Raw genomic sequence first — 23,279 nt, forward strand, 5'->3', positions numbered from 1 at the left:
TCCATGCGCCCGGCGGGCGCTCCAATGGACGGTTTGGGGCGGGGTCGCGCCGCGCTGCCGCTCGCGCTTGCGCTACCAGCGCAGCAGGCACGCCCCCGTGTCGAGGCCCGCGCCAAAGCCGACGAGAGCCACGAGCTGGCCGCGCTCGAGCTTGCCCGAGCGGACCAGGCGGTCGAGCGCGAGCGGGATGCACGCGCTCGAGATGTTGCCGGTCTCGGCGAGGGCGCGCGCCACGCGGGCGTCGTCGATCCCGAGACGGCTCACGGCCGACGAGAGGATGCGCTCGTTGGCCTGGTGAAAGACGAAGTGGTCGATGTCGGCGACGTCGATGCCGGCCTCGGCGGCGAGCTCGGTGACCGAGGTCACGATCGCGTTCACGCCGAACTTGAAGACGCGGCGGCCCTCCATCGCGAGGTGCGGCTCGGGGCGCTCGGTCTTGTCGTAGGGCGAGGTGCCCGGGACACCGGGGACGTGCAGGATGTCGACCGCGGGCTCGGTGGAGAGGCGCACGGCGAGCGGGTTGTCCCCGTCCGCGCCGAGCACCGCCGCAGCGGCGCCGTCGCCGAAGAGCACGCACGTGGCGCGGTCCGTCCAGTCGACGAGGCGACTGACCTTCTCGGCCGAGATCACGAGCACGCGCTCGGCACGGCCGCGGGCGAAGTAGCCGTCCGCCACGTCCAGCGCGAAGACGAAGCCCGCGCAGGCGGCGGAGACGTCGAAGGCCGGGCAGGACGCGCCGAGAAGCTCCGCGATCGCGCAGGCCTCGGCCGGCATGAGGTGGTCGCCGCTCGTGGTGGAGCAGACGATCAGGTCGAGCTGGTCGGCCGTCACGCCCGCCGCCTCGAGGGCCGCGCGGCTCGCCGCGAGCGCCAGGTCGTCGAGGGTCTCGGTGGTGCAGAGCCGCCGCTCGGAGATGCCGGTGCGCTGCGAGATCCACTCGTCCGACGTGTCGAGGAACTCGGAGAGCTCGTCGTTGGTGACCGCCCGCGCAGGTAGCGCGGAGCCGGTGCCCAGTACGCGGAACCCCATGTCGCCTCCCGTCTTGAGTCGCTGTCGGCGCGGAATTGTTAACGCGTCAACATCTCTGCTAGGCTAGCAAAAGACTCCCGCATGGAAACGTTCTTATGCCTGCGGAGACATTTTGCCACGATGTCTCCACATGGGTAACGCTAACATTCGGGACGACCGCAGGGCCGCCGACGAACGGAGGGACATGGGAGCGGAGCGGCTGCTCACGGTGCGTGACGTGACGGACTCCACCAACGACGACGCGCTCGCGCTCGGCCGGGCGGGCGCCTGTCACGGTTGGGCCGTGGCCGCGCGCCTCCAGACAGCCGGGCGCGGGCGGCGCGGGCACGTCTGGGCGTCACCTGTCGGCAACCTCTACCTCTCCGTGGTGCTGCGGCCGCGCGTGGCGCCGTCGCGACTGCCGGGCTTGGCCGCCGCGTGCGGGCTGGGCGTGACCGACGTTTTGAACGAGGCGCAGCTCAAGTGGCCCAACGACGTGCTCGCGCAGGGACGCAAGCTCGCCGGGATCCTCGTGGAGGCCGCGCGCGACGACGCCGGGGAGGCGTTCGCGGTCTGCGGCGTCGGCGTCAACGTGGGGCGCGCGCCGCGCGAGCTGGATGCGGTCTGCCTGGCGGAGCTGGGAGACGCACGGTCCTTCTCGCCCCTGGCCGAGGAGCTGCGTGCCGCGATCGTCGCGCGGGTCGACGCGTGGGCGGCGGCGCCCGGGGACCGCCCGCTCGACGGCATCCGGGACGACTACCTGGCCCGTCTTGCCTGGCTGGGCGAGAAGGTCCGCGTGCTCGCGGCCACGGACGGCTCCGAGGTCGCGCGCGGCGTCTTCGAGACCGTCGACCCCTGGGGCCGCGCCGTCGTGGACGGGGTCGCCTGGGCCGCCGAGCAGGCCTCCCTGCGTCCCGTGCGCGGCTAGAGAACGGCGCCCTTGTTCCGGAGCGCTCTAGTAATTCCGAACCTTGTCGCGGCATCGCGCCCCTGGCGCGGCACAAGCCCGCCGATTCTTAGAACGTCCCGGGACAAGGGCGGCGATTCTTAGATGCGCACGGGCAAGGGCGGCGTTTCTTAGAACGGGCGCTCATCTTGACCGCCGACGTTCCTCACGCTCCAGGAAACGGCGCCCCTGTTCCGGAGCCTTCCAGGATTCCGGCCCCTTGGCACGCGACGTTCCGGAAAACCCTACCCTTGTCACGACTCACTCTAGGAAATCTAGCCCTTGCGCAGCTTTGCGGCCTCATCGCGGAGCAACCCCGCCGATTCTTAGAACGTCGCGGAGCAAGCTTACCGATTCTTAGAGCGCTTCGGAACAAGGGCGGCTATTCCTAGACGCGCACGGGCAAGGGAAGCGTTTCTTAGAACGGGCGCTCATCTTGACCGCCGACGTTCCTCACGCTCCAGGAAACGGCGCCCCTGTTCCGTAGCCTTCCAGGATTCCGGGCCCTTGGCACGCGACGTTCCGGAAAACCCTACCCTTGTCACGGCCCGCTCTAGGAAACCTGGCCCTTGCGCGGCTTCGCGCGCTCATCACGGAGCAAGCCCGCCAATTCGTAGAACGTCCCGGGACAAGGGCGCTGTTTCTTAGGGCGTCGCGGAACAAGGCCGGCATTTTTCGGTTGGCGACTTTCGACGTAGCAGGCGGGGCGGCCCGGTTCTTCTCGCCCGGCGACTTCTGCGCAAAGCGCAGTAAGCCGGGGAGAAGAACCGGGCCGCCCCTTACGGATGCGTAGACGAGCGCCTACTCCTCGGACTCCTGGCGGACCACCTGCGAGAGGAGGTCGTCAAGGGAGCCAAGGTCCTCGTTGATGACGTCGGAGCCCTCGCTGGCGGCGTCGGAGCCGCCGATCAGCTCGTCGTCATCGAAGTGGTGCGTCGCGGGCGCGGCGGTGCCGAGCATGATGTCGGCGTCAGCGTCGGGCGAGAAGACCATGTTGAGCAGCTGGGAGAGATCCTCGCTGTCGGCCTCGTCCTCGTCGGGCTCGAGGATGTAGAGCAGGCCGCGGGCCTCCAGGCCGTCGCGGAGCTCCTCGATCGCCTTGGCACCGATGCCGTCGATGCGCAGCAGGTCGTCCTCGGTCTTGCCGATGAGGTCGCCCACGGTCTCGATGCCCACCTCGCTGAACTTGTTGGTCCAGCGCTGCGAGACGCCGAGGTCGTCGAACAGGTAGAGCTTGGCGTCCTCGCTGGAGAGCGTGCGGCCGTTCTTGGAGTACACGCCGCCGAAGCCGTAGTCGTCACCAACCCAGTCGAGCTGCTTGGGGAGCTGCTCCTCGATGCCCTTGAGCTCGTCGGGCGCCCACTCGGGCAGGCTCTTGGCGAGCGGGGACGTGGGGCCGTCGATCTTGGTCCCGTGGTAGGTGAGCTCCACGTCGTGGTAGGCGGAGAGGCCGGTGCCGGCCGGGATCTGCTTGCCCACGATGACGTTGGACTTGAGGTCGAGCAGGTGATCCACGTCGCCCTCGATGGCGGCCTCGGTGAGGACGCCGGCGGTGCGGATGAACGACGCGCTGGAGAGCCAGGAGTCGATGCTCGAGGCCACCTTGAGCGTGCCGAGGATGACCGGCTCCGCCTCGGGCGGGGTGCCGCCGGCGAGCGCCACGTTGCGCACGGTGTCGGCGAAGACGTAGCGGTCGACGTACTGGCCCAGCAGGTACTGGGAGTCGCCGGGGTTGGTCACCTGGACGCGGCGCAGCATCTGGCGCGCGATGACCTCGATGTGCTTGTCGTTGAGGTCGACGCCCTGGGACGTGTAGACGTCCTTGACCGACTCGACGAAGGTGTGCATCGTCGACTCGATGTCGGTCAGGCGGCGCAGCTTGCGGAAGTTGACGAAGCCGCGGGTGATCTGGTCGCCGGCGCGGACCTCGACGCCGTCCTCGACGCCCGGCATGAAGCGCACGGACGCGGGGACGCGCCACTCCTCGATGGTGCGGGTCGCGTCGTCAGCGTCGACGATGCGCAGCAGGTACTCGGCCTGCTCGGGCGTGATGCGGAGCACGCCGGAGACGGGCGCGAGGTCGGCCTCGCGGCCGAGGATCTTCTCGTTGACGTTGCCGACGACGTCGAACATGCGGGCGACCGTGGGAAGGCCCTGCGTGATGTCGTCCGCGCCCGCAACGCCGCCGGAGTGAATCGTGCGCATCGTGAGCTGGGTGCCCGGCTCGCCGATGGACTGGGCGGCAATGATGCCGACCGCCGTGCCGATGTTGACCGGACGGCGCGTGGAGAGGTCCCAGCCGTAGCACTTCTGGCAGACGCCGTACTTGGACTTGCAGGTAAGCAGCGCGCGGAGCTCGACCTTCTTGAGGCCGTGCTCGACGAGCATCTCGAGGTCCTCCTTGGACTCGATGTAGCCGTCGCGGGCGACAAGAACCTCGCCGGTGACGGGGTCGACGATGTCGTTCAGCGCGCAGCGGCCGATGAGGTCGGTGTCCACGTCGGTCTCGCCCGGCTTGATCAGCGGGTAGGTGACGCCCTCGTCGGTGCCGCAGTCCTCCTCGCGCACGATGACGTCCTGGGCCACGTCGACCAGACGACGGGTCAGGTAGCCGGAGTCGGAGGTGTGCGAGGCCGTGTCGACGAGGCCCTTGCGCGCGCCGTAGGTGGAGATGAAGTACTCCAGCGGCTCGAGGCCCTCGCGGAAGTTGGCCTTGATCGGCAGGTCGATGGTGTCACCGGACATGTCGGCCATGAGGCCTCGCATGCCGGCGAGCTGGCGCAGCTGCGTCTTGGAGCCACGGGCGCCGGAGTCAGCCATCATGTAGATGGGGTTGTCCTCGGCGAAGCCCGCGAGCATCTCGGTGGCGAGAAGGTCGGTGCACTCGGTCCACGCGTTGACGACCTCGGTGTGGCGCTCCACGTCGGAGAGGAAGCCGTCCTCGTAGTACTCGTTGATCTCGTCGACGCGGCCCTGGGCCTCCTCGAGGATCTGCGGCTTGTCGGCCGGGATCGTGGCGTCCCAGACCGAGACCGTCAGGCCCGCGAGCGTGGCGTAGTGGAAGCCGGTCTCCTTGATGGCGTCCAGGATCGGCTCAACCTCGGCCAGGCTGTAGCGGTCGCAGCAGTCGTTAACCAGGGCGCCGATGTCGCTCTTCACCATCTTGTAGTTGATGAAGGGGTAGTCGGCGGGCAGGCACTGGCGGTTGAAGATGATGCGGCCGATCGTGGTGTCAAAGCGCGCGGTGTGCTCGGTGACGTCGAGGTCCTCGAAGTCGCCGCGAGCGTTCATGACGCGGAAGAGCTTGCGGTCGCCCTCGACCACGTTGGCGTCGGCGGCGCTCACGCGCACGACGACGGGCTGCTGGAGGTCCAGCTCGTGGTTCATGTCAATGGCGAGAAGCGCGTCGTCGAAGTTGGCGAAGATCGGCGTCTCGTCGTTCTTCTCGCCCTTCTGCGTGGTCAGGTAGTAGGAGCCGAAGACCATGTCCTGCGACGGGACGGTCAGCACCTTGCCGGAGGCCGGCGAGCGCAGGTTGTTGGACGAGAGCATGAGGACGCGGGCCTCGGTCTGGGCCTGCGTGGAGAGCGGCACGTGCACCGACATCTGGTCGCCGTCGAAGTCGGCGTTGAAGGGGGCGCACACGAGCGGGTGCAGGTGGATGGCCTTGCCCTCAACGAGGACCGGCTCGAAGGCCTGGATGGAGAGGCGGTGCAGCGTGGGGGCGCGGTTGAGCAGGACCAGGCGATCCTGGATCACCTCGTCGAGGACGTCCCACACGGTCGGGAGCTGGCGGTCGATCGCGCGCTTGGCGCCCTTGATGTTCTCGACCTTGCCGAGCTCGACGAGGCGGCGCATCACGAACGGCTTGAAGAGCTCGAGCGCCATCTGCGACGGCAAGCCGCACTGGTGCAGCTTGAGCTTGGGGTCGACGACGATGACCGAGCGGCCGGAGTAGTCGACGCGCTTGCCGAGCAGGTTCTGACGGAAGCGGCCCTGCTTGCCCTTGAGGGCCTCGGCGAGCGACTTCAGCGGGCGCCCGCCACGGCCGGTGACGGGACGGCCGCGACGGCCGTTGTCGAAGAGCGCGTCCACGGACTCCTGGAGCATGCGCTTCTCGTTGTTGACGATGATCGCCGGGGCGTCGAGGTCGAGCAGGCGCTTGAGGCGGTTGTTGCGGTTAATCACGCGACGGTAGAGGTCGTTGAGGTCCGACGCCGCGAAGCGGCCGCCGTCGAGCTGCACCATCGGGCGCAGGTCGGGCGGGATGACCGGGATGACGTCGAGGATCATGTTGGCCGGGTCGTTGCCGCCCTTGAGGAAGGCGTCGACGATCTCCAGGCGCTTGATGGCCTTCTCGCGCTTCTGCTTCTGGGCGGTGTCGGAGGCGATGACCTCGCGCAGCTCCTTGGCCTCGGCCTCGAGGTCGATGCCGCGCAGGAGCTCGCGGACGGCCTCGGCGCCCATGCCGCCCTTGAAGTAGATGCCGTAGTAGCGCTTGAGCTCGGAGAAGAGCCCCTCGTCGGAGATGAGCTCGCGCTCCTCGAGCTGCATGAACTTCTCGTAGGCCTCGGTGCGCAGGCGCTTCTCGTCCTCGTACTCGGCCTCGAGGTCGGCGATGCCAGCGCGGATCTCGTCCTCGGAGAGCGGCTCGATGTCGCCGAACTCGTCCTCGCCGCCCTCGCCCTGCTCGCGCAGGCGGGCGATCTGGTCGTCGCGCTCGGCGTCCAGCTCCTCGAGGTCGGCGTCCAGCTCCTCCTTGAGGTCGGCGGCGTCGGCCTCGCGGGCCTCGGAGTCGACCTTGGTGATGATGTAGCTGGCGAAGTACAGGACCTTCTCGAGGTCCTTGCTCTTGATGTCGAGCAGGCGGGCGAGCGGGAAGCTCGTCGGGCTCTTGAAGTACCAGATGTGGCTCACGGGGGCCGCGAGCTCGATGTGGCCCATGCGCTCGCGGCGCACCTTGGCCGTGGTCACCTCGACGCCGCAGCGCTCGCAGACGATGCCGCGGAAGCGGATGCCCTTGTACTTGCCGCAGGCGCACTCCCAGTCCTTGGTCGGGCCAAAGATCTTCTCGCAGAACAGGCCGTCCTTCTCGGGCTTGAGGGTGCGGTAGTTGATGGTCTCGGGCTTCTTGACCTCGCCGTGCGACCAGCTGCGGATGCGGTCAGCGGAGGCAAGGGAGATCTTGATCGCGTCGAAATCGGTGGTGTCGAAATCTGCCACTGTTGCTACTCCTTATCGCTGTTCGCGTCACCGACGAGGGCGGGGGCGTCCTCGGCCTCGAGGTCGCCCAGGCCGCGGACGAGGTCGTCGGCGTCGGACATGTCGGCGAAGACGTCAACGGCGCTCTCGGCCGCCTCGGCGCGGTCCTGCGCCGCGCGCTCGGCGCGCTTCTGGTAGGAGATCGGCTCGATGTCCAGGGCCAGGGAGCGGATCTCCTTGACGAGGACCTTGAAGGACTCGGGGATGCCGGCGGACGGCACGTTCTCGCCCTTGACGATGGACTCGTAGGTCTTGACGCGGCCGTTGGTGTCGTCGGACTTGACGGTGAGGATCTCCTGGAGGACGTTGGCCGCGCCGTAGGCGTAGAGGGCCCACACCTCCATCTCGCCGAAGCGCTGGCCGCCGAACTGGGCCTTGCCGCCGAGCGGCTGCTGGGTGACGAGGCTGTAGGGGCCGGTCGAGCGCGCGTGGATCTTGTCGTCCACCATGTGGCCGAGCTTGAGGATGTAGCTCGTGCCCACGGTGATCGGGCTCTTGAAGGCCTCGCCGGTGCGGCCGTCGTAGAGGGTCGTCTTGCCGAGCTCGTTGAGCTGCGGGACGAACTCCTCGCGCATGTGGTCGCCGTAGTCGAGCTTGGCCTTGTTCATCATGTTGATGTTGGTGCGACGCAGGACCTCCGCGACCTCCTCGTCGGTGGCGCCGTCAAAGACCGGCGTGGCCACGGGGATGGGGCCGGGCACGTAGCGCTCGGACTCGGTGGACTCGTCGTCCCAGCCGTGCGCGGCACCCCAGCCGAGGTGGCACTCCAGCAGCTGGCCCACGTTCATACGGGAGGGGACGCCCAGCGGGTCGAGAAGGACGTCGACGGGCGTGCCGTCGGCCATGTAGGGCATGTCCTCGACGGGCAGGACGTTGCAGACGACGCCCTTGTTGCCGTGGCGGCCGGCGATCTTGTCGCCCTGCTGGATCTTGCGGCGCTGCGCCACGAAGACGCGGACGAGCTCGTTGACTCCCGGCGGGAGGTCGTCGCCGGCCTCGCGCGAGAAGCGGACCACGTCGACGACGCGGCCGTAGGCGCCGTGCGGCATCTTGAGGGAGGTGTCGCGCACGTCGTGGGCCTTGGCGCCGAAGATGGCGCGCAGGAGGCGCTCCTCGGCGGTGAGGGCCGTCTCGCCCTTGGGCGTGACCTTGCCGACGAGGATGTCGCCGGGGCCGACCTCGGCGCCGATGCGGATGATGCCGTCGTCGTCCAGGTTGGCGAGCATGTCCTCGGAGAGGTTGGGGATCTCGCGGGTGATCTCCTCGGAGCCGAGCTTGGTGTCGCGGGCGTCGATCTCGTGGCGGGAGATGCTCACCGAGGTGAGGAGGTCCTCCTGGACCACGCGCTCGGAGACGATGATGCCGTCCTCGTAGTTGAAGCCCTCCCACGGCATGTAGGCCACGGTCAGGTTGGCGCCGAGGGCGAGCTCGCAGTGGTCGATCGAGGTGCCGTCGGCGAGCGGCTGGCCCGCCTCGACCTTCTCGCCCGCGTGCACGATCGGACGGTGGTTGATGCAGGTGGACTGGTTGGAGCGCTCGTACTTGGGCAGGTCGTAGCGCTCGGAGCCGTGCTCGTCGGAGTAGACGACCACGTGGGCGGCGTCGACCTCGGTGACGGTGCCGGCATGCGCGGCGCGGATGAGCTCGCCGGAGTCGAGCGCGGCGCGCTCCTCCATGCCGGTGCCCACGAACGGCGCGTGCGCCTTGATCAGGGGCACGGCCTGGCGCTGCATGTTGGCGCCCATGAGGGTACGCTTGGCGTCGTCATGCTCGAGGAACGGGATGAGGTTGGCGGCCACGGAGAGCAGCTGGCGCGGGGAGACGTCCATGTAGTCGACGTCCTCGACGGCCACCTGCGCGGGCGCGCCGAAGGAGCCGTCGAAGTCGCGGGTGCGCGCGATGACGCGCTCGGGGCGCGTGACGTTGCCCTTGGAGTCGACCTCCACGAACTCGCCGGTCTTGGGGTCGAACGGCGTGTTGGCCGGCGCGATGTTGTGGGACTCCTCCTCGTCGGCGGTCATCCAGTGGATCTCGTCGGTGACCTTGCCGTCCACGACGCGGCGGTACGGCGCCTCGATGAAGCCGTACTCGTTGACGCGCGCGTAGAGCGCGAGCGAGCCGATCAGACCGATGTTGGGGCCCTCGGGGGTCTCGATCGGGCACATGCGGGAGTAGTGCGAGTTGTGGACGTCGCGGACGGCCGTCGGCACGTTGGTGCGACGGCTGGAGCCGGACTTGTGGCCGGCGAGGCCGCCCGGGCCGAGCGCGGAGAGACGGCGCTTGTGCGTGAGGCCGGAGAGGGGGTTGGCCTGGTCCATGAACTGCGAGAGCTGCGAGGAGCCGAAGAACTCCTTGATGGCCGCCACGATCGGGCGGATGTTGATCAGGCTCTGCGGCGTGATGTCGTCGGCGTCCTGGGAGGCCATGCGCTCGCGGACCACGCGCTCCATGCGGCTCATGCCGATGCGGAACTGGTTCTGGACAAGCTCGCCCACGGTGCGGACGCGACGGTTGCCGAAGTGGTCGATGTCGTCGACGCGCTTGGTGTCGTCGCCGGCGTGCAGCGCCAGCAGGTAGCGGATGGCCTCGACGATGTCCTCGTTGGTGAGGACGCGGCTCTCCTCCTCGGACGCGAGCTCGAGCTTCTTGTTGATCTTGTAGCGGCCCACGCGCGCCAGGTCGTAGCGCTGGGCGTTGAAGTAGAGGCCGTCGAGGAGCAGCCGGCCGGCGTCGGCCGTGGCGGGCTCGCCGGGGCGCTGGCGCTGGTAGATCTCGCGCAGGGCGGCCTCACGGGTGGTGGAGGCGTCGCGCTCGAGGGTGTTGCGGACGACGTCGGAGTCGCCGAGCAGGGCGTAGATCTCGTCGTCGCTCTCGGCGATGCCGAGGGCGCGCAGGAAGACCATCGCGGACTGGCGACGCTTGCGGTCGATGGAGACGACGAGGTGGCCGCGCTTGTCGACCTCGAACTCCAGCCACGCACCTCGCGCGGGGATGAACTGGACCTTGTGCACGAGGACGCCGTTGTCCATCTCGGCCGAGAAGTACACACCCGGGGAGCGGACGAGCTGCGAGACGACGACGCGCTCGGAGCCGTTGATGATGAAGGTGCCGCGGTCGGTCATGAGCGGGAAGTCGCCCATGAAGACGAGCTGCTCCTTCATCTCGCCCGTCTCCTTGTTGACAAAGCGCACGTCAACGAAGAGGGGTGCCTGGTAGGAGATGTCCTTGGCGCAGCACTCGGCGATGGTGTGGGCCGGGTCGCCGAACTGGTGGTCGCCAAAGACGACCTCCATGGTGTGGGCCGAGTTCTCAATCGGGGAGAACTCGGAGAAGGACTCGGCAAGGCCCTCGCCCATGAAGCGCTCGAAGGAGCTCTTCTGAACGTCGATCAGGTTGGGCAGCTCCATCGCCGGGGCGATCTTGCTGAAGGTCTTGCGTCCGGTCATGCCCTGTGGTTTGGTAAGTGCAGTCTTTGCGGTAGACACCAGGCTTTTCCTCCTTCTAAAAGGGTGGAAGGCGGCAATTGTCGCAACGTAATAATCTACCGAAAGCAACCTGGCCGGTCAACGTAAAGTCTTGACTTGCGCGCCCGTTTTTAGTAGCCGTCGCCTTCCAAGGTATCTACCTGCACAAACGTTCTTCTCGCCCAGCCCTGTTGTGGAGGTTCGGTGAGCGGCCTCATTATCGGGACGCGTTACGAGAAGCGCCGGGCGAGAAGAGCCTCCGCACGCAAAAAGGGGCCGGACCCGCAGGTCCGACCCCTCGGCAGTGCCTGTGACCCTGAGGTAAGCGAACTTACTTGAGGGTGACGGTGGCGCCGGCCTCCTCGAGCTGCTTCTTGGCGGCCTCGGCGTCCTCCTTCTTGGCGCCCTCGAGGACGGCCTTGGGGGCACCCTCGACGACCTCCTTGGCCTCCTTGAGGCCGAGGCTGGTCAGAGCGCGGACGACCTTGATGACGGCGATCTTGTTGTCGCCGAAGCCCTCGAGCACGACGTCGAAGTTGGTCTTCTCCTCCTCCTCGGCGGCAGCGGCGCCGGCGGCGGGGGCGGCGGCCACGGCGACGGGGGCGGCGGCGGAGACGCCGAAGGTCTCCTCGATGGCCTTGACGAGCTCGGAAGCCTCGAGCAGGGTCATCTCCTTGAGGGCGTCAACGATCTCCTCGGTGGTGAGCTTAGCCATGTTTCAATCCTTTCGGTCCCGCGCGGTGCGCGCGGATTTGCGTTTGCGTATGCGGCGTGGGCCGCGGGTGGTGCTAGGCAGCCTGCTTCTGCTCGGACACAGCGTTGATGCTGCGGGCGAGACCCGCCGGCACCTCGCTGACGCACACGGCGATGTCGCGCGCGAAGCCGCTGATGAGGCCAGCGATCTGACCCATGAGCTGCTCGCGGTTGGGCAGGTCGGCGTAGGCCTTGGCCTCGTCGGCGGAGAGGGCCTTGCCGTCGGCGATGGCGCCGACGAACTCCATCTTCTTGAGCTTCTCGGACTGCTCCTTGATGACCTTGGCGGCATCGACGGGGTCCTTCTCGTAGAAGACGTAGGCACAGGTGCCGGCGAGCATCTCGTCGATGTTGGGGAGTCCGGCGTTCTCAAGAGCGATCTTGACGATGTTGTTCTTGTACACCTTCATCTCAGCACCGGCCGCGCGCAGGGCGCGACGGACCTCCTGCGTCTCGGCGACGGAGAGGCCACGATAGTCGACGACAAAGACGCCGCCGGACTTCTCGATGGAGCCGGCAACCTTCTCGAGCATCTCGACGTTGGACTTGGATGGCATGTTGTTACACCTCCTCTTGCTGCGGTCGGGCATGCCGCCGACGGGCGGGCCTCCGCATGAGAAGACCCCGTTCTGGCGTGCCAGACGGGGTCCTCGAGGATGCTATCTCTCAGACCACCTCGGCAGGCGGGTTTCCCCTTTAAGCCTTGCGGCACCGGCTGTCTCTGGCAGCGGACATGCGATGAAACGGTCGCGAGACGAGCGTCTCGCACGCGACATTCTGTCACGGGGCGAGAAGCCCGTCAAGCTGGTGGAGAAAAACGCGCTAGTCGTCCATGAAGTTGCGCGTGCGGGTGGTGTCGACCTTGATGCCAGGGCCCATCGTGGTGGAGATGACGACGGACTTGACGTACTTGCCCTTGGCGCTCGACGGCTTCACGCGGAGAAGCTCGGTGAGCAGCGCGCCGTAGTTCTCGACGAGCTTCTCGGTGTCAAAGGAGACCTTGCCCATCGGGACGTGGCAGATGCCGTAGCGGTCGGCGCGGTACTCGACGCGGCCGGCCTTGAGCTCGCCGACCATCTTGGCGACGTCCATGGTGACGGTGCCGAGCTTGGGGTTGGGCATGAGGCCGCGGGGACCGAGGATCTTGCCGAGGCGGCCGACCTTGCCCATCATGTTGGGCGTGGCGATGGCGGCGTCGAAGTTCAGCTCGCCGGCCTGCACCTGGGCCACGAGGTCGTCGGAGCCCACGATGTCGGCACCGGCGGCCTCGGCCTCGCGGGCCTTCTCGCCCTCGGCGAAGACGGCGACGCGCACGGTCTTGCCGGTGCCGTGGGGCAGCGCGATCGAGCCGCGGACGTTCTGGTCGGCCTTGCGGGTGTCGACGCCGAGACGGACGGCGACCTCGACGGTCTCGTCGAACTTGGCGGGGGCGAGCTCCTTGGCGAGCTCCATGGCGGCCTTGGGCGAGTAGAGCTTGGTGCTCTCGACCTTGGCGGCAGCGGCCTTGTAGTTCTTTCCGTGCTTGGGCATGTTACGTTCCTCCTGTGGTCAGCGGGCTTCTCGCCCTCCCACGTCGTGTGGAAAAGGGGCAGCCCCTTTTCCACATTCCTAACGTGGAAAAGGGACGGTCCCTTTTCCACACAGTACGCGTGCTACTCGGCGATGGTGACGCCCATGGAGCGGGCGGTGCCGGCGACGATCTTCTTGGCGGCCTCGATGTCGTTGGCGTTGAGGTCCGGCATCTTGATCTCGGCGATCTTGGTGAGCTGCTCCTGGGTGAGCTGGCCGACCTTGTCGCGCTGGGGCACGCCGGAGCCGCTCTTGAGGCCGAGCTCCTTCTTGATCAGCTGGGCCGCAGGCGGGGTCTTGCAGACGAAGTCGAACGTGCGGTCCTCGTAGACCGAGATCTCGACGGGGATGATGTCGCCGGCCTTGTCCTGCGTGGCGGCGTTGAACGCCTGGCAGAACTGCATGATGTTGACCTGAGCGGCACCGAGGGCGGGGCCGACGGGAGGCGCGGGGTTGGCGGCGCCGGCGGGAATCTGAAGCTTGATGAAGTGGACAACCTTCTTCTTGGCCATGGTTCTCTCCTTGAGCGATGACGTGCTTGCTATGTCCGCGCCGCACCCGAGAAGCAATCCTCACCGATTCGGGCGGGCGGAGGTTCCGTGCTGACTAGGCGATCGTGGCAACCTGCTCGAGCGTGAGCTCGACCGGGGTCTCGCGGCCGAAGATCATGAGCATGACCTTGACCTTGCCGGACTCGGGCATGACCTCGGAGACCTGGCCGTCGAAGTCCGCCAGCGGGCCGGAGACCACGCGCACGGCCTGGCCGACCTCGATCGAGGTGGAGGTGCGCTTGGGCGCGACCGGCGCGGTGCCGCGCACGCCCGTGCGGCGCATGATCTTGTCGAACTCGCTGCGGCGCAGCGGCGAGGGCTTGCCGTCGGGGCCCACGAAGCCCGTGACGCCCGGGGTGTTGCGGACGAAGGACCACGTGTCGTCGTTGCCCTCCATGCGCACGAGGACGTAGCTCGGCAGGACCTTGGACTCCTTGGTCTCGCGCTTGCCGCCCTCCTTGATCTCGGTGACCTCCTCCGTGGGAATCTGGATGTCCACGATCTGGTCGCCGAGGCCGTAGGTCTCGATGCGGTGCTCGAGGTCGGCCTTGACCTTGTTCTCGTAGCCCGAGTAGGTGTGAATCACGTACCAGCGCTTAGCCATGTCTATCCCCTCAGACTGGTGTAGCCGACGAGCGCGGCGACGATGCCGGAGTCGACGAGCCAGATGACGACGCCAAAGACGATGAGCATGGCGATGATGGCCACCGAGTAGCTCTTGAGCTCGTCTCTGGACGGCCACACGACGCGTCGCATCTCGGAGCGGACGTCACCGAGGTAGTTGAGGAAGCGGCGGAAGATGCCGGGCTTCTTGTCCGACTTCTTGGCGGCCTTCTTCTCAGGCTTCTTCTCCGCCTTCTTCTCGACCTTCTTGTCGCCCTTCGGGGCGTCCTTGGCGGACTTGGACGAAGAGCCGGCGGAGGCTGCCTGGGCGGCCTCGACGCGGGCGCGCTCCTCGGCGCGGGCCTTGCGGGCGCTCCTCTTGTTGCGGTCCTTGTTCGCCATCGGCTCTCCCTCGAAGACGTGCCTTACATGGAAACCGGCTAACCCCGAAGGGAAAGCCGGTGGTGAAATCTGGCAGGCCAGGAAGGACTCGAACCCTCAACAAACGGTTTTGGAGACCGCCGCTCTACCATTGGAGCTACTGGCCTGTTTGGAAAGCCCACCTGCTAGCGGGTCTCCCTGTGGAGCGTGTGCTTGTGGCACCACGGGCAGTACTTCTTCAACTCCATGCGGTCGGGGTTGTTGGACTTGTTCTTGTCCGTGGTGTAGTTGCGGCGCTTGCACTCAGTGCACGCGAGGGTAACCAGAGTACGCATTGATCCTCCTGAAAGTACTTCTCGTTGGAGGGAGTTTCCCTCGAACGTGACGCGGTGGTATACGCTACCATCCACCTTCCGGTTTTGTCAAGGCAGCGCTCTTCTCGTCTCTTTCATCACAAAACGTACAGAGGCGAGAAGAACGACGTCTCGTGGAGAAAAAGGGGCCCGGCACGAGTGCCGGGCCCCGGTGGTGCGAATCAGCGAGTTCTACTCGATGATGGTGGAGACGCGGCCGTCGCCGACGGTGTGGCCGCCCTCGCGGATGGCGAACTTGTCGCCCTGCTCCATGGCGATGGAGTGGATGAGCTTGCACTTCACGGTCACGTGGTCGCCCGGCATGGCCATCTCGACCTTGGTGCCGTTGGAGTCGGTAAGCTCGGAGATGTCACCGGTGATGTCCGTGGTGCGGAAGTAGAACTGCGGACGGTAGCCGGCGAAGAACGGCGTGTGACGGCCGCCCTCCTCCTTGGTGAGGACGTAAATCTCGCCGGTGAACTCGGAGTGCGGGGTGACGGAGCCGGGCTTGCAGATGACCTGGCCGCGCTCGATGTCCTCACGCTTGATGCCACGGAGCAGGATGCCCACGTTGTCGCCGGCCTCGCAGAAGTCCATCGTCTTGCGGAACATCTCGATGCCGGTGGCGACAGAGGACTGCTTCTCGCGGATGCCGATGATCTCGACCGGCTCGTTGAGCTTGAGCTCGCCGCGCTCGACACGGCCGGTGGCGACGGTGCCGCGGCCGGAGATGGTCATGACGTCCTCGATGGCCATCAGGAACGGCTTGTCGTTGTCACGCGGCGGCGTGGGGATGTAGGAGTCGACGGTGTGCATGAGCTCGCGCACGGACTCGACCCACTTCTCCTCGCCGTTGAGGGCGCCGAGGGCGGAGCCGCGGATGATCGGCAGGTCGTCGCCGGGGAAGTCGTACTCGGTCAGGAGGTCGCGGGTCTCCATCTCAACGAGGTCGATGAGCTCCTCGTCGTCGACCATGTCGCACTTGTTCAGGAACACGACGATGTAGGGCACGCCGACCTGACGGGCGAGCAGGATGTGCTCACGGGTCTGGGCCATCGGGCCGTCGGTGGCGGCGATGACGAGGATGGCGCCGTCCATCTGAGCCGCACCGGAGATCATGTTCTTGATGTAGTCAGCGTGGCCCGGGCAGTCGACGTGGGCGTAGTGGCGCTCCCAGGTCTCGTACTCGATGTGGGCGACGTTGATGGTGATGCCGCGCTGGCGCTCCTCGGGGGCCTTGTCGATGTTCTCGAAGGCGGTGAAGTCGGCCTTGCAGCCCTCGGTCTCGGAGAGGACCTTGGTGATGGCCGCAGTCAGGGTGGTCTTGCCGTGGTCGACGTGACCGATGGTACCGATGTTTACGTGCGGCTTGGAACGATCGAACTTCTCCTTGGCCATGTGCCATCCTCCTTCTGGAACCGGCCTTGCGGCCAATCCAAACAAACTGCGTACTTATGCCAAGCGGCGCCGAGGCGCCGCCTTGAGCTCTGGTACCGGTGACTGGACTCGAACCAGTGACATCGCGGGTATGAGCCGCGTGCTCTAACCAACTGAGCTACACCGGCAAGTGCCGTGCGACTGAAAGGCGGAAGATGGAGCCCGCGACCGGATTTGAACCGGTGACCTCTTCGTTACCAACGAAGTGCTCTACCGACTGAGCTACACGGGCGGATGGTGGGGATGCTTGGACTCGAACCAAGGAACCCAGAGGGAGCGGATTTACAGTCCGCCGCAGTTGCCGCTGTGCCACATCCCCATTCCGTTTTCAGCCACCCGCAGGGCGCGTTCTCCCCTGCAAGCGGGAGATAGATTACGACGCGGGAAAAATCTTGTCAACATATACCCCGTGGCCGGGCGTATCCATCCTCACGAGGCGCACACATCCGCAGGTGGAAGGGGGCGCCGACAAGAACGCGGGGCCGCGACGACGCCGCGACCCCGCGAAGGGTTCCTGGAGCCGGCAGAGGGAGTCGAACCCCCAACCCACGGTTTACAAAACCGTTGCTCTGCCATTGAGCCATGCCGGCGTGTTCGTCCATGATAGCGGGTCCGGCGGACGGCGAGAAGCGCGTTCTTTTCGCCCGGCGCACGCACCCCTACGATAGGGAGCCGACACTCATATGTGTCGGCGCGGAGTGCCGGCCTAGTTGACTAGTTATGGGCAGGAGTGTCGGCCACCTCTTGGTGTTTGACAAGGAGTGCCGGCTCAGGACATCAGTTCAGCCGACACTCATGAGTGCCGGCTGAGAGGGAGCGCGGGCGAGAAGGGCCGTGCTGCCCTAGCCGCGCAGAAGGCGCCAGAGCTTCTCGCGCGCCGCCGGGTCGATGCGGTCCTCGAGGCGCATGTGCTGGGTCTGGCGCTCGGCGTTGGCCTGGCGGTACTCGGCGTCCAGCGCGTCCATGTTGGTCACGAGCACGTCGCTCGAGACGCGCGTCACGGGGATGCCACCCACCGTGGCCCTGATGGTGTTGTCCGAGGTGACCACCGTCACGGCTTGCGGCGCGAGACGCGCCTCGGTAACCAGGCGCTCGATCACGGTGTCGGCCGACTCGCCGGCGGGCGAGAAGACCAGGCGCACGCCGGCCTTGGAGAGGTCGGGGCGCTCCGGGGAGACGTTGCCCGCCGCGTCGAAGACGATCACGGGCTCGTAGCGGCCCTTGGCGTAGGCGGCCACATCGGCGACGAGCAGGTCGCGCGCCTGCTCGAAGGGGTCTCCCTCTGCGGTCTGATCCATCCGCGCGAGGTAGCGCGCGGACTTGTAGATGACGTTGTAACCGTCCACCACGAGCAGCTCGCGCGAGGAGGCCGCCCTAGGCATCGGCCTCGCCGCCACACTCGACGCGGCGCAGCCACTCGTAGCAGAGCACGGTCGTGGCCTGGGCCACGTTGAGCGACTCCACGCGCCCGCGCTGCGGGAGCTTGCAGGCAAAGTCGCACTTCTCGGCCACCAGGCGTGAGATGCCCTCGCCCTCCGAGCCCATTACGAGCGCCAGACGCCCGCCCATGGGGGCGTGCCAGACGTCCTCGGCTGCGTGCTCGGTGGCCGCACAGGCCCAGAAGCCGGCGGCCTTGAGCTCGTCGATCGCGCGCGCCAGGTTGGGCACCTGCGCGATCGGCAGGTGCATGACGGCGCCGGCGGAGGTCTTGTACGCGCCCACGCCCACCGAGGCCGCGCGCGCCTTGGCCACGACGACGCCCGCCGCGCCCACGACCTCGGCCGTGCGCACGATGGCGCCGAAGTTGCCCTGGTCGGTCACGTGGTCGAGCACCACCACGAGCGCCGGGCCCTCCCCCGCCGCCGCGATCACGTCCGCGAGCTCGGCGTAGGCGAAGGGCCGCGTCCGCACGACGACGCCCTGGTGGGCGCCATGGCTGGAGAGCGCGTCGAGCCGGCCGCGCGGCACGCGCTCCACCGGCACGCCGGCCTCGTCAAGCCGGGCGGCAATCCGCTCGAGCGCCTGGTCGCGCTCGCCGGAGCGCTCCTGCACGAGCGCCGAGCGCAGCGGCATCCCGCAGGCCAGCGCCTCCTCGACGGCGCGCCGGCCCTCGATCAAGTCCGTACGGTCCTGCGGGCCGCGGCGCGCGGCGCCCGGGCGGGCCGCAGGCGGACGGTTCTTCTCGCCGCGCGGGCCCTTGCCCTGGGCCGGGCGGAAGGGGCGGCCCCCCTTGCCCTTGCCGCCCCGGACGTCGCGCCCCGGCGTGCGAGACTGGTTCTTTGCCATGGTCGCCTACTCCTTGCGGTGCAGGCGGGCGCCGGCGGCGGTGTCCTCGACCACGAGGCCGAGCGCGGTGATGCCGTCGCGGATGGCGTCGGCGACCCCCCAGTTCTTCTCAGCACGGGCCCGCTGGCGCGCGGCGAGAAGGACCTCGGCCGCCTCCGCAGCGGACGAGCCCTCGTAGCCGGCCTGCTCGCGCGCGAGGTCCACGAGGCCGGCGGGCAGGTCGTCGTCCCCGGCGGAGCGCGAGAGGCTGATGCCCATGACGTCCGCCAGCTCGGAGAGCATGTCGGCGGCGCGCAGGCAGACGGCCGTGGAGGTGTCGTCTGCGGCATCGGCCAGGTAGGTGTTGGCGGCGGTCACGAGCGAGAAGATCGCGGCAAGGCCGCCGGCGGTGTTGAAGTCGTCGTCCATCTGGCGGCAGAACTCCTCACGCGCGGCGTCAATCTGCGTGCCGAGAGCGCGGTCCGCGTCGTTGAGCTCGCCGTCCTGCGGGGAGCGCTCGGCGGCCCAGCGGAGGTTGCGCACGCAGGTCTGCAGGCGCTCGAGCGTGCCGGCCACGCCCTCCAGGCGCTCGAAGGAGAAGTCCAGCGGCGCGCGGTAGTGGGTCTGCAGCATGAGCAGGCGCACGGCGTCGGCGGGGTACTTGTCGAGCACCTCCTTGAGCGTGTAGAAGTTGCCGAGGCTCTTGGACATCTTCTCGCCGTCCACGCGCAGCATCCCGGTGTGCATCCAGGTGTTGGCGAGCGCGGAGTCCCAGGCGCACATGGCCTGGGCGGTCTCGTTCTCGTGGTGCGGGAAGATGAGGTCGGCGCCGCCGCCGTGGATGTCGATCGGCGTGCCCAGGTAGCGGTGGATCATCGCGCAGCACTCGGTGTGCCAGCCGGGGCGACCGTCGCCCCAGGGGCTGGGCCAGCTGGGCTCGCCGGGCTTGGCGGCCTTCCAGAGGGCAAAGTCGAAGGGGTCGCGCTTCTCGTCGTTGACCTCCACGCGCTCGCCGGCACGCATCTGGTCCAGGCTGCGCCCGGAGAGGATGCCGTAGCTCTTGTCCGCACGGACGGAGAAGTAGACGTCGCCGGAGGGCACGGGGTAGGCCACGCCGCGCTCGATGAGGCGCTGGATCATCTCCTGCATGGCCTCGATCTCGTGCGTGGCGCGCGGGCGGATGTCCGGGTCCAGCACGCCGAAGCGGTGCATCTGCTCGATGAAGGCGTTGGAGCACTCCTCGGCGACCTCGGCGGCCGTGCGGCCGGTCTCGTTGGCGCGGTTGATGATCTTGTCGTCCACGTCGGTGAGGTTCTGGGCAAAGGTGACCTGGTAGCCCTTGTACATGAGGTAGCGGCGGATCACGTCGAACGCGAGGAACGTGCGCGCGTTGCCGATGTGGATCTGGTCGTAGACCGTGGGGCCGCAGACGTACATCCGGATCTTGCCGTCCTCGATGGGGACGAGCTCCTCCTTCTTGTGCGTCTGGCTGTTGTAGACGAGCATGGGCGCTCCTTGGCTGTCCGTTGGTTGGTCATGCCAGTATAGCGCGCGGGCCGGACGCATCTCGCCTGCGACGCACCCTAGGCGCAGGCCTCCACGGCGTTGATTCCCGCCTTGACGGTGCTCTCGAGCGACTTCTTGGGGATGCCGGCGACAAGGCCCGTGAGCGGCATCTCGTGGATGTCCGCGCTGCCCAGGCCCACCATGACCCAGGCCGAGACCCCGATCAGGTCGCCGCGCGTGCGCAGGCGCACGTACTGCATGGCCGTCATCGCGCCGACGCCCTTCTTCCAGATCGGCTCGCCCCGGTAGTCGGTCCGCTTGAAGCCCGCCGTCGAGAGCACGGACTCGAAGGCGGCCACGGCCCGCAGGGTGTCTCCCCGGGGCGCGACGACGATGTTGGAACGCTTCCCGCGCGCCGAAGGCTGGGTGGTCATCACGCCCAGGGGCAGCGAGAAGAGCGCGTCCTCCTCCGGGTCCGCCGACGGGGCGATTGCGACCGGGGACGGTGCGGGCTGCACGGGAGCGGCCGGGGCGAGGGAGGCCGTCGGCGCGCCGCACTCCCTGCAGAACCGCGCGTCGTCCGGAAGCTGGGCACCACAGTTTTGGCAGAACATCGGCGTCTCCCCTCTCGCGTTTCGGCGCCTCTCATGCTAGCAGCCAGAAAGCCCGCAAATCGGGAGGCGTCCGCCGGCCGGCATCGGGGCGGCGGCGAGAAGTGCCGGTGCGTGACGAAAAGAACTATGCGCCCGCGCGCTCCAGCAGGACGACGGCCCAGGCGGCGATGCCCTCCTCGCGGCCCACGAAGCCGAGGCGCTCGGTGGTGGTGGCCTTCACGCCCACGGCGTCCGTGGGGACGCCGAGCGCGGCGGCCATGTTGGCGCGCATCTCGTCGCGGTAGGGGGCGAGCTTGGGGGCCTGGGCGGCGATGGTGCAGTCCGCGTCCGCGACGCGCCAGCCGCGCGCACGGGCGAGCTCCGCCACGCGGCGCATGAGCGCGAGCGAGTCCGCGCCCTCGTAGGCGGGGTCGGTGTCCGGGAAGAGCTTGCCGATGTCGCCCTCGCGCAGGGCGCCGAGCACGGCGTCCATGAGCGCGTGCGCCACGACGTCCGCGTCTGAGTGGCCGGCGAGGCCGCGCTCACACGGAACGTCGACGCCGCCCAGGACCAGCTTGCGCCCTTCGGCGAATGCGTGCACGTCAAAGCCGTGTCCGATGCGCGTCATTCTGGCCTCCTCCGCAGAAGTTGCCTAAAAGGGGTCTGACCCCTTTTAGGCAAGTAGGCGCCGGGCGAGGGTGGCCTCGGCCAGGGCGAGGTCCTCGGGCAGCGTGATCTTGATGTTGTCGCGCGTGGACTCGACCACGCGGACGCGCCCGCCCGTGCGCTCCACGAGCGACGCGTCGTCGGTCCCCTGGTAGCCCTCGTGCGCGGCGGCCTTGTGGGCGGCGAGAAGGACGCGGCGCCGGAACACCTGCGGGGTCTGCGCGGCCCAGTAGAACGAGCGGTCCGGCGTGGCCACGATCGTGGTGCCCTCCACCAGCTTGAGCGTGTCCACCGACCTCGTGGCGAGAATCGCGCCCGCCAGCGCCTCGTCGGCGCGCACCGCTTCGCACGCGGCCTCGATCTGCTCGACCTCGACGAGCGGGCGCGCAGCGTCGTGCACCGCGACGAGCGCGAGGTCGCGCGGGACGGCCTCCAGGCCCGAGCGCACGGAGTCCTGCCGCGTGGCGCCCGAGGGCGCGAGGACGACCGGCGTCTCGAGGGAGAGCCGCGCGAGGACGTCCTTCTCGACCTGCTCCGCACGGTCCGGCGCGCAGACCACGACGATGCGCGCGACGGACGCCGCGCGGTCGAAGGCCATGACCGACCAGCCCATGAGCGGCAGGCCGCAGAGGTCCACGAACTGCTTGCCGCGCGGGTCGCCGAACCGCTCCCCGGAGCCGCCCGCCACGATGACCGCGCAGGTGTCGGCGGCCGGGGCGACCTCCCCCACGCGCGCGGCGCACGGGCAGGGGGCCGGCACGGGCGCGCCCATCACTCCCCCTTGTCCCACATGCGGTGGAGGCTGTTGGCCAGCACGCCGGGGTTCTTAACGCCGATCTCGCCGAGGCGCGACGGGTCGTCGTCCACGGCCTCGAGCACCTCCTGGAGCGAGCCGTACTCGTCGACGATCTTGTCGGCCATGCCGTCGCGCACGACCGAGACGCGCGAGAGGGTGCGCAGGCCGAGCGGCGTCATGATGGAGTCCTCGCCGCGCCCGTCCGTGTAGCCGAGGATCTTGGCGACGAGCTTGGCGGAGCGCAGCTGCGTGTTCACGGTGTCGTGCAGGCGCTTGCGGATGGTGCGCGCCGTCTCCTCCGAGGAGTCCGCCGCGTAGTCGCGGATCATGAGCGTGTAGGCCTCGTCCGTGCCCGCGAGGTACTCCTCGCGCTGCATCTGGGCGATCTTGCCCTCGCGCCCGAGCTGCGCGATGCAGGCGTCGAGCTCCTGGCCCGCCGACTGGAGCACCTCGAAGAGGTAGAAGACGCTCGTGAGGTCACCGAGCGTGACGCAGTTGTCGAGCTCGAGGCTCGTGAGGCGCAGCAGGCTGCGGTCGAGCTGGTTGCGCGTGTTCTGCATGGCCACGGTGAGCTGGTTCACGGTGGAGAGCAGGTCGCTCACGCTCTTGAGCTCGTAGCCGCGGCCGTCCACGTAGACGTTGACCACCGAGCGCCGCTCCGAGACGGAGATGACCATCGCCTTGGTGAGCAGGCTCATCCGCGCGGCGGTGCGGTGGCGCGTGCCGGTCTCGGAGGTGGGCAGCGACGGGTCCGGGTTGAGGTGATAGTTGGCGCGCAGGATCTTGGTGAGGTCGCGGTCGATGACCACCGCGCCGTCCATCTTGCAGAGCTCGAAGAGGCGGTTGGCGGTGAAGGAGACGTCCAGCTTGAAGCCGTCATCGCCGGCGGCGAGGACGTTCTCGGTGTCGCCGACGCAGACGAGCGCGCCGAGGTGGCCGGCGAGGATCATGTCGAGGGCCGTGCGCAGCGGCGTGCCGGGCGCGGTCTTTCTGATCGCGTCCTCGAAGCGCTGCTCGCGCTCGGTCGCTGGGTCGAGCTGGGTGGCTTCCACGGGTGCCCCTCTCGTCGTTGCCTCCGATACGAGTATAGCGCCGTCCGCACGCCGGCCGGGTCGGTCCCGGCCGG

Annotated in this window: 19 protein-coding genes and 5 tRNA genes; 1 reads left to right on the plus strand and 23 read right to left on the minus strand. The window is 68.0% G+C overall.

Annotated elements, in window-relative coordinates:
- Positions 1–72: 72 nt before the first annotated feature.
- Positions 73–1,029 carry a beta-ketoacyl-ACP synthase III gene (locus H6A07_RS07650; protein ID WP_204814340.1) on the minus strand — a complete coding sequence of 319 codons (957 nt, stop codon included), beginning with the start codon at positions 1,027–1,029 and terminating at the stop codon, positions 73–75.
- A 184-nt stretch (positions 1,030–1,213) separates the two neighbouring features.
- Here H6A07_RS07650 and H6A07_RS07655 point away from each other — a divergent pair, with 184 nt between their 5' ends.
- On the plus strand, positions 1,214–1,936 hold the full coding sequence (locus H6A07_RS07655; RefSeq protein WP_204814341.1) for a biotin--[acetyl-CoA-carboxylase] ligase: 723 nt from the start codon (positions 1,214–1,216) through the stop codon (positions 1,934–1,936).
- A gap of 819 nt (positions 1,937–2,755) precedes the next feature.
- On the opposite strand, the gene H6A07_RS07660 is transcribed toward H6A07_RS07655, so the two are convergent.
- The 22 genes from H6A07_RS07660 to disA form a co-directional block, all read right to left on the minus strand.
- Entirely contained in the window at positions 2,756–7,177 is a 4,422-nt protein-coding gene (locus tag H6A07_RS07660) for a DNA-directed RNA polymerase subunit beta' (protein ID WP_204814342.1), read from the minus strand.
- Between the two features lie 5 nt (positions 7,178–7,182).
- A complete protein-coding gene (rpoB, locus tag H6A07_RS07665; protein ID WP_204814362.1) occupies positions 7,183–10,662 on the minus strand; it encodes a DNA-directed RNA polymerase subunit beta in 3,480 nt (1,159 codons plus the stop codon).
- Between the two features lie 349 nt (positions 10,663–11,011).
- Entirely contained in the window at positions 11,012–11,395 is a 384-nt protein-coding gene (rplL, locus tag H6A07_RS07670; RefSeq protein WP_204814343.1) for a 50S ribosomal protein L7/L12, read from the minus strand.
- Positions 11,396–11,468: 73 nt separating this feature from the next.
- Positions 11,469–11,990: a 50S ribosomal protein L10 gene (gene rplJ / locus H6A07_RS07675; RefSeq protein ID WP_204814344.1), complete on the minus strand. Its 522-nt coding sequence runs from the start codon at positions 11,988–11,990 to the stop codon at positions 11,469–11,471.
- A gap of 265 nt (positions 11,991–12,255) precedes the next feature.
- A complete protein-coding gene (rplA, locus tag H6A07_RS07680; RefSeq protein ID WP_204814345.1) occupies positions 12,256–12,963 on the minus strand; it encodes a 50S ribosomal protein L1 in 708 nt (235 codons plus the stop codon).
- 122 nt (positions 12,964–13,085) lie between these two features.
- Positions 13,086–13,514: a 50S ribosomal protein L11 gene (gene rplK / locus H6A07_RS07685; protein WP_204814346.1), complete on the minus strand. Its 429-nt coding sequence runs from the start codon at positions 13,512–13,514 to the stop codon at positions 13,086–13,088.
- Positions 13,515–13,608: 94 nt separating this feature from the next.
- On the minus strand, positions 13,609–14,157 hold the full coding sequence (gene nusG / locus H6A07_RS07690) for a transcription termination/antitermination protein NusG (protein ID WP_204814347.1): 549 nt from the start codon (positions 14,155–14,157) through the stop codon (positions 13,609–13,611).
- Positions 14,158–14,159: 2 nt separating this feature from the next.
- The gene (secE, locus tag H6A07_RS07695; protein ID WP_204814348.1) at positions 14,160–14,558 is read right to left on the minus strand and encodes a preprotein translocase subunit SecE; all 399 of its coding nucleotides are present in this window, start codon (positions 14,556–14,558) and stop codon (positions 14,160–14,162) included.
- A gap of 70 nt (positions 14,559–14,628) precedes the next feature.
- Positions 14,629–14,704: transfer RNA gene (locus tag H6A07_RS07700), tRNA-Trp, on the minus strand.
- A gap of 18 nt (positions 14,705–14,722) precedes the next feature.
- On the minus strand, positions 14,723–14,872 hold the full coding sequence (rpmG, locus tag H6A07_RS07705; RefSeq protein ID WP_075575821.1) for a 50S ribosomal protein L33: 150 nt from the start codon (positions 14,870–14,872) through the stop codon (positions 14,723–14,725).
- 210 nt (positions 14,873–15,082) lie between these two features.
- Positions 15,083–16,288 (minus strand): elongation factor Tu, encoded by a 1,206-nt coding sequence (gene tuf, locus H6A07_RS07710; protein ID WP_204814349.1) that lies wholly within the window; start codon positions 16,286–16,288, stop codon positions 15,083–15,085.
- A 90-nt stretch (positions 16,289–16,378) separates the two neighbouring features.
- Positions 16,379–16,455: transfer RNA gene (locus H6A07_RS07715), tRNA-Met, on the minus strand.
- A 28-nt stretch (positions 16,456–16,483) separates the two neighbouring features.
- Positions 16,484–16,559: transfer RNA gene (locus H6A07_RS07720), tRNA-Thr, on the minus strand.
- Positions 16,560–16,562: 3 nt separating this feature from the next.
- Positions 16,563–16,646 (minus strand) — tRNA-Tyr (locus H6A07_RS07725).
- A gap of 196 nt (positions 16,647–16,842) precedes the next feature.
- A tRNA-Thr gene (locus H6A07_RS07730) sits at positions 16,843–16,917 on the minus strand.
- Between the two features lie 252 nt (positions 16,918–17,169).
- Positions 17,170–17,709 carry an NYN domain-containing protein gene (locus H6A07_RS07735; protein ID WP_204814350.1) on the minus strand — a complete coding sequence of 180 codons (540 nt, stop codon included), beginning with the start codon at positions 17,707–17,709 and terminating at the stop codon, positions 17,170–17,172.
- Positions 17,702–18,613: a 23S rRNA (guanosine(2251)-2'-O)-methyltransferase RlmB gene (gene rlmB / locus H6A07_RS07740; protein ID WP_204814351.1), complete on the minus strand. Its 912-nt coding sequence runs from the start codon at positions 18,611–18,613 to the stop codon at positions 17,702–17,704. Before rlmB ends, H6A07_RS07735 begins: the two co-directional genes overlap by 8 nt.
- A gap of 6 nt (positions 18,614–18,619) precedes the next feature.
- On the minus strand, positions 18,620–20,098 hold the full coding sequence (cysS, locus tag H6A07_RS07745; protein ID WP_204814352.1) for a cysteine--tRNA ligase: 1,479 nt from the start codon (positions 20,096–20,098) through the stop codon (positions 18,620–18,622).
- 77 nt (positions 20,099–20,175) lie between these two features.
- Complete coding sequence (locus tag H6A07_RS07750) at positions 20,176–20,712, minus strand: zinc ribbon domain-containing protein (protein ID WP_204814353.1); 537 nt, start codon at positions 20,710–20,712, stop codon at positions 20,176–20,178.
- A 124-nt stretch (positions 20,713–20,836) separates the two neighbouring features.
- Positions 20,837–21,319: a 2-C-methyl-D-erythritol 2,4-cyclodiphosphate synthase gene (ispF, locus tag H6A07_RS07755; protein WP_204814354.1), complete on the minus strand. Its 483-nt coding sequence runs from the start codon at positions 21,317–21,319 to the stop codon at positions 20,837–20,839.
- A 45-nt stretch (positions 21,320–21,364) separates the two neighbouring features.
- On the minus strand, positions 21,365–22,129 hold the full coding sequence (gene ispD, locus H6A07_RS07760; protein ID WP_204814355.1) for a 2-C-methyl-D-erythritol 4-phosphate cytidylyltransferase: 765 nt from the start codon (positions 22,127–22,129) through the stop codon (positions 21,365–21,367).
- On the minus strand, positions 22,129–23,205 hold the full coding sequence (gene disA / locus H6A07_RS07765) for a DNA integrity scanning diadenylate cyclase DisA (RefSeq protein WP_204814356.1): 1,077 nt from the start codon (positions 23,203–23,205) through the stop codon (positions 22,129–22,131). Before disA ends, ispD begins: the two co-directional genes overlap by 1 nt.
- Positions 23,206–23,279 lie beyond the last annotated feature (74 nt).

This window comes from Olsenella uli (assembly GCF_016899935.1).
In the GTDB taxonomy this organism is placed as follows: domain Bacteria; phylum Actinomycetota; class Coriobacteriia; order Coriobacteriales; family Atopobiaceae; genus Thermophilibacter; species Thermophilibacter uli_B.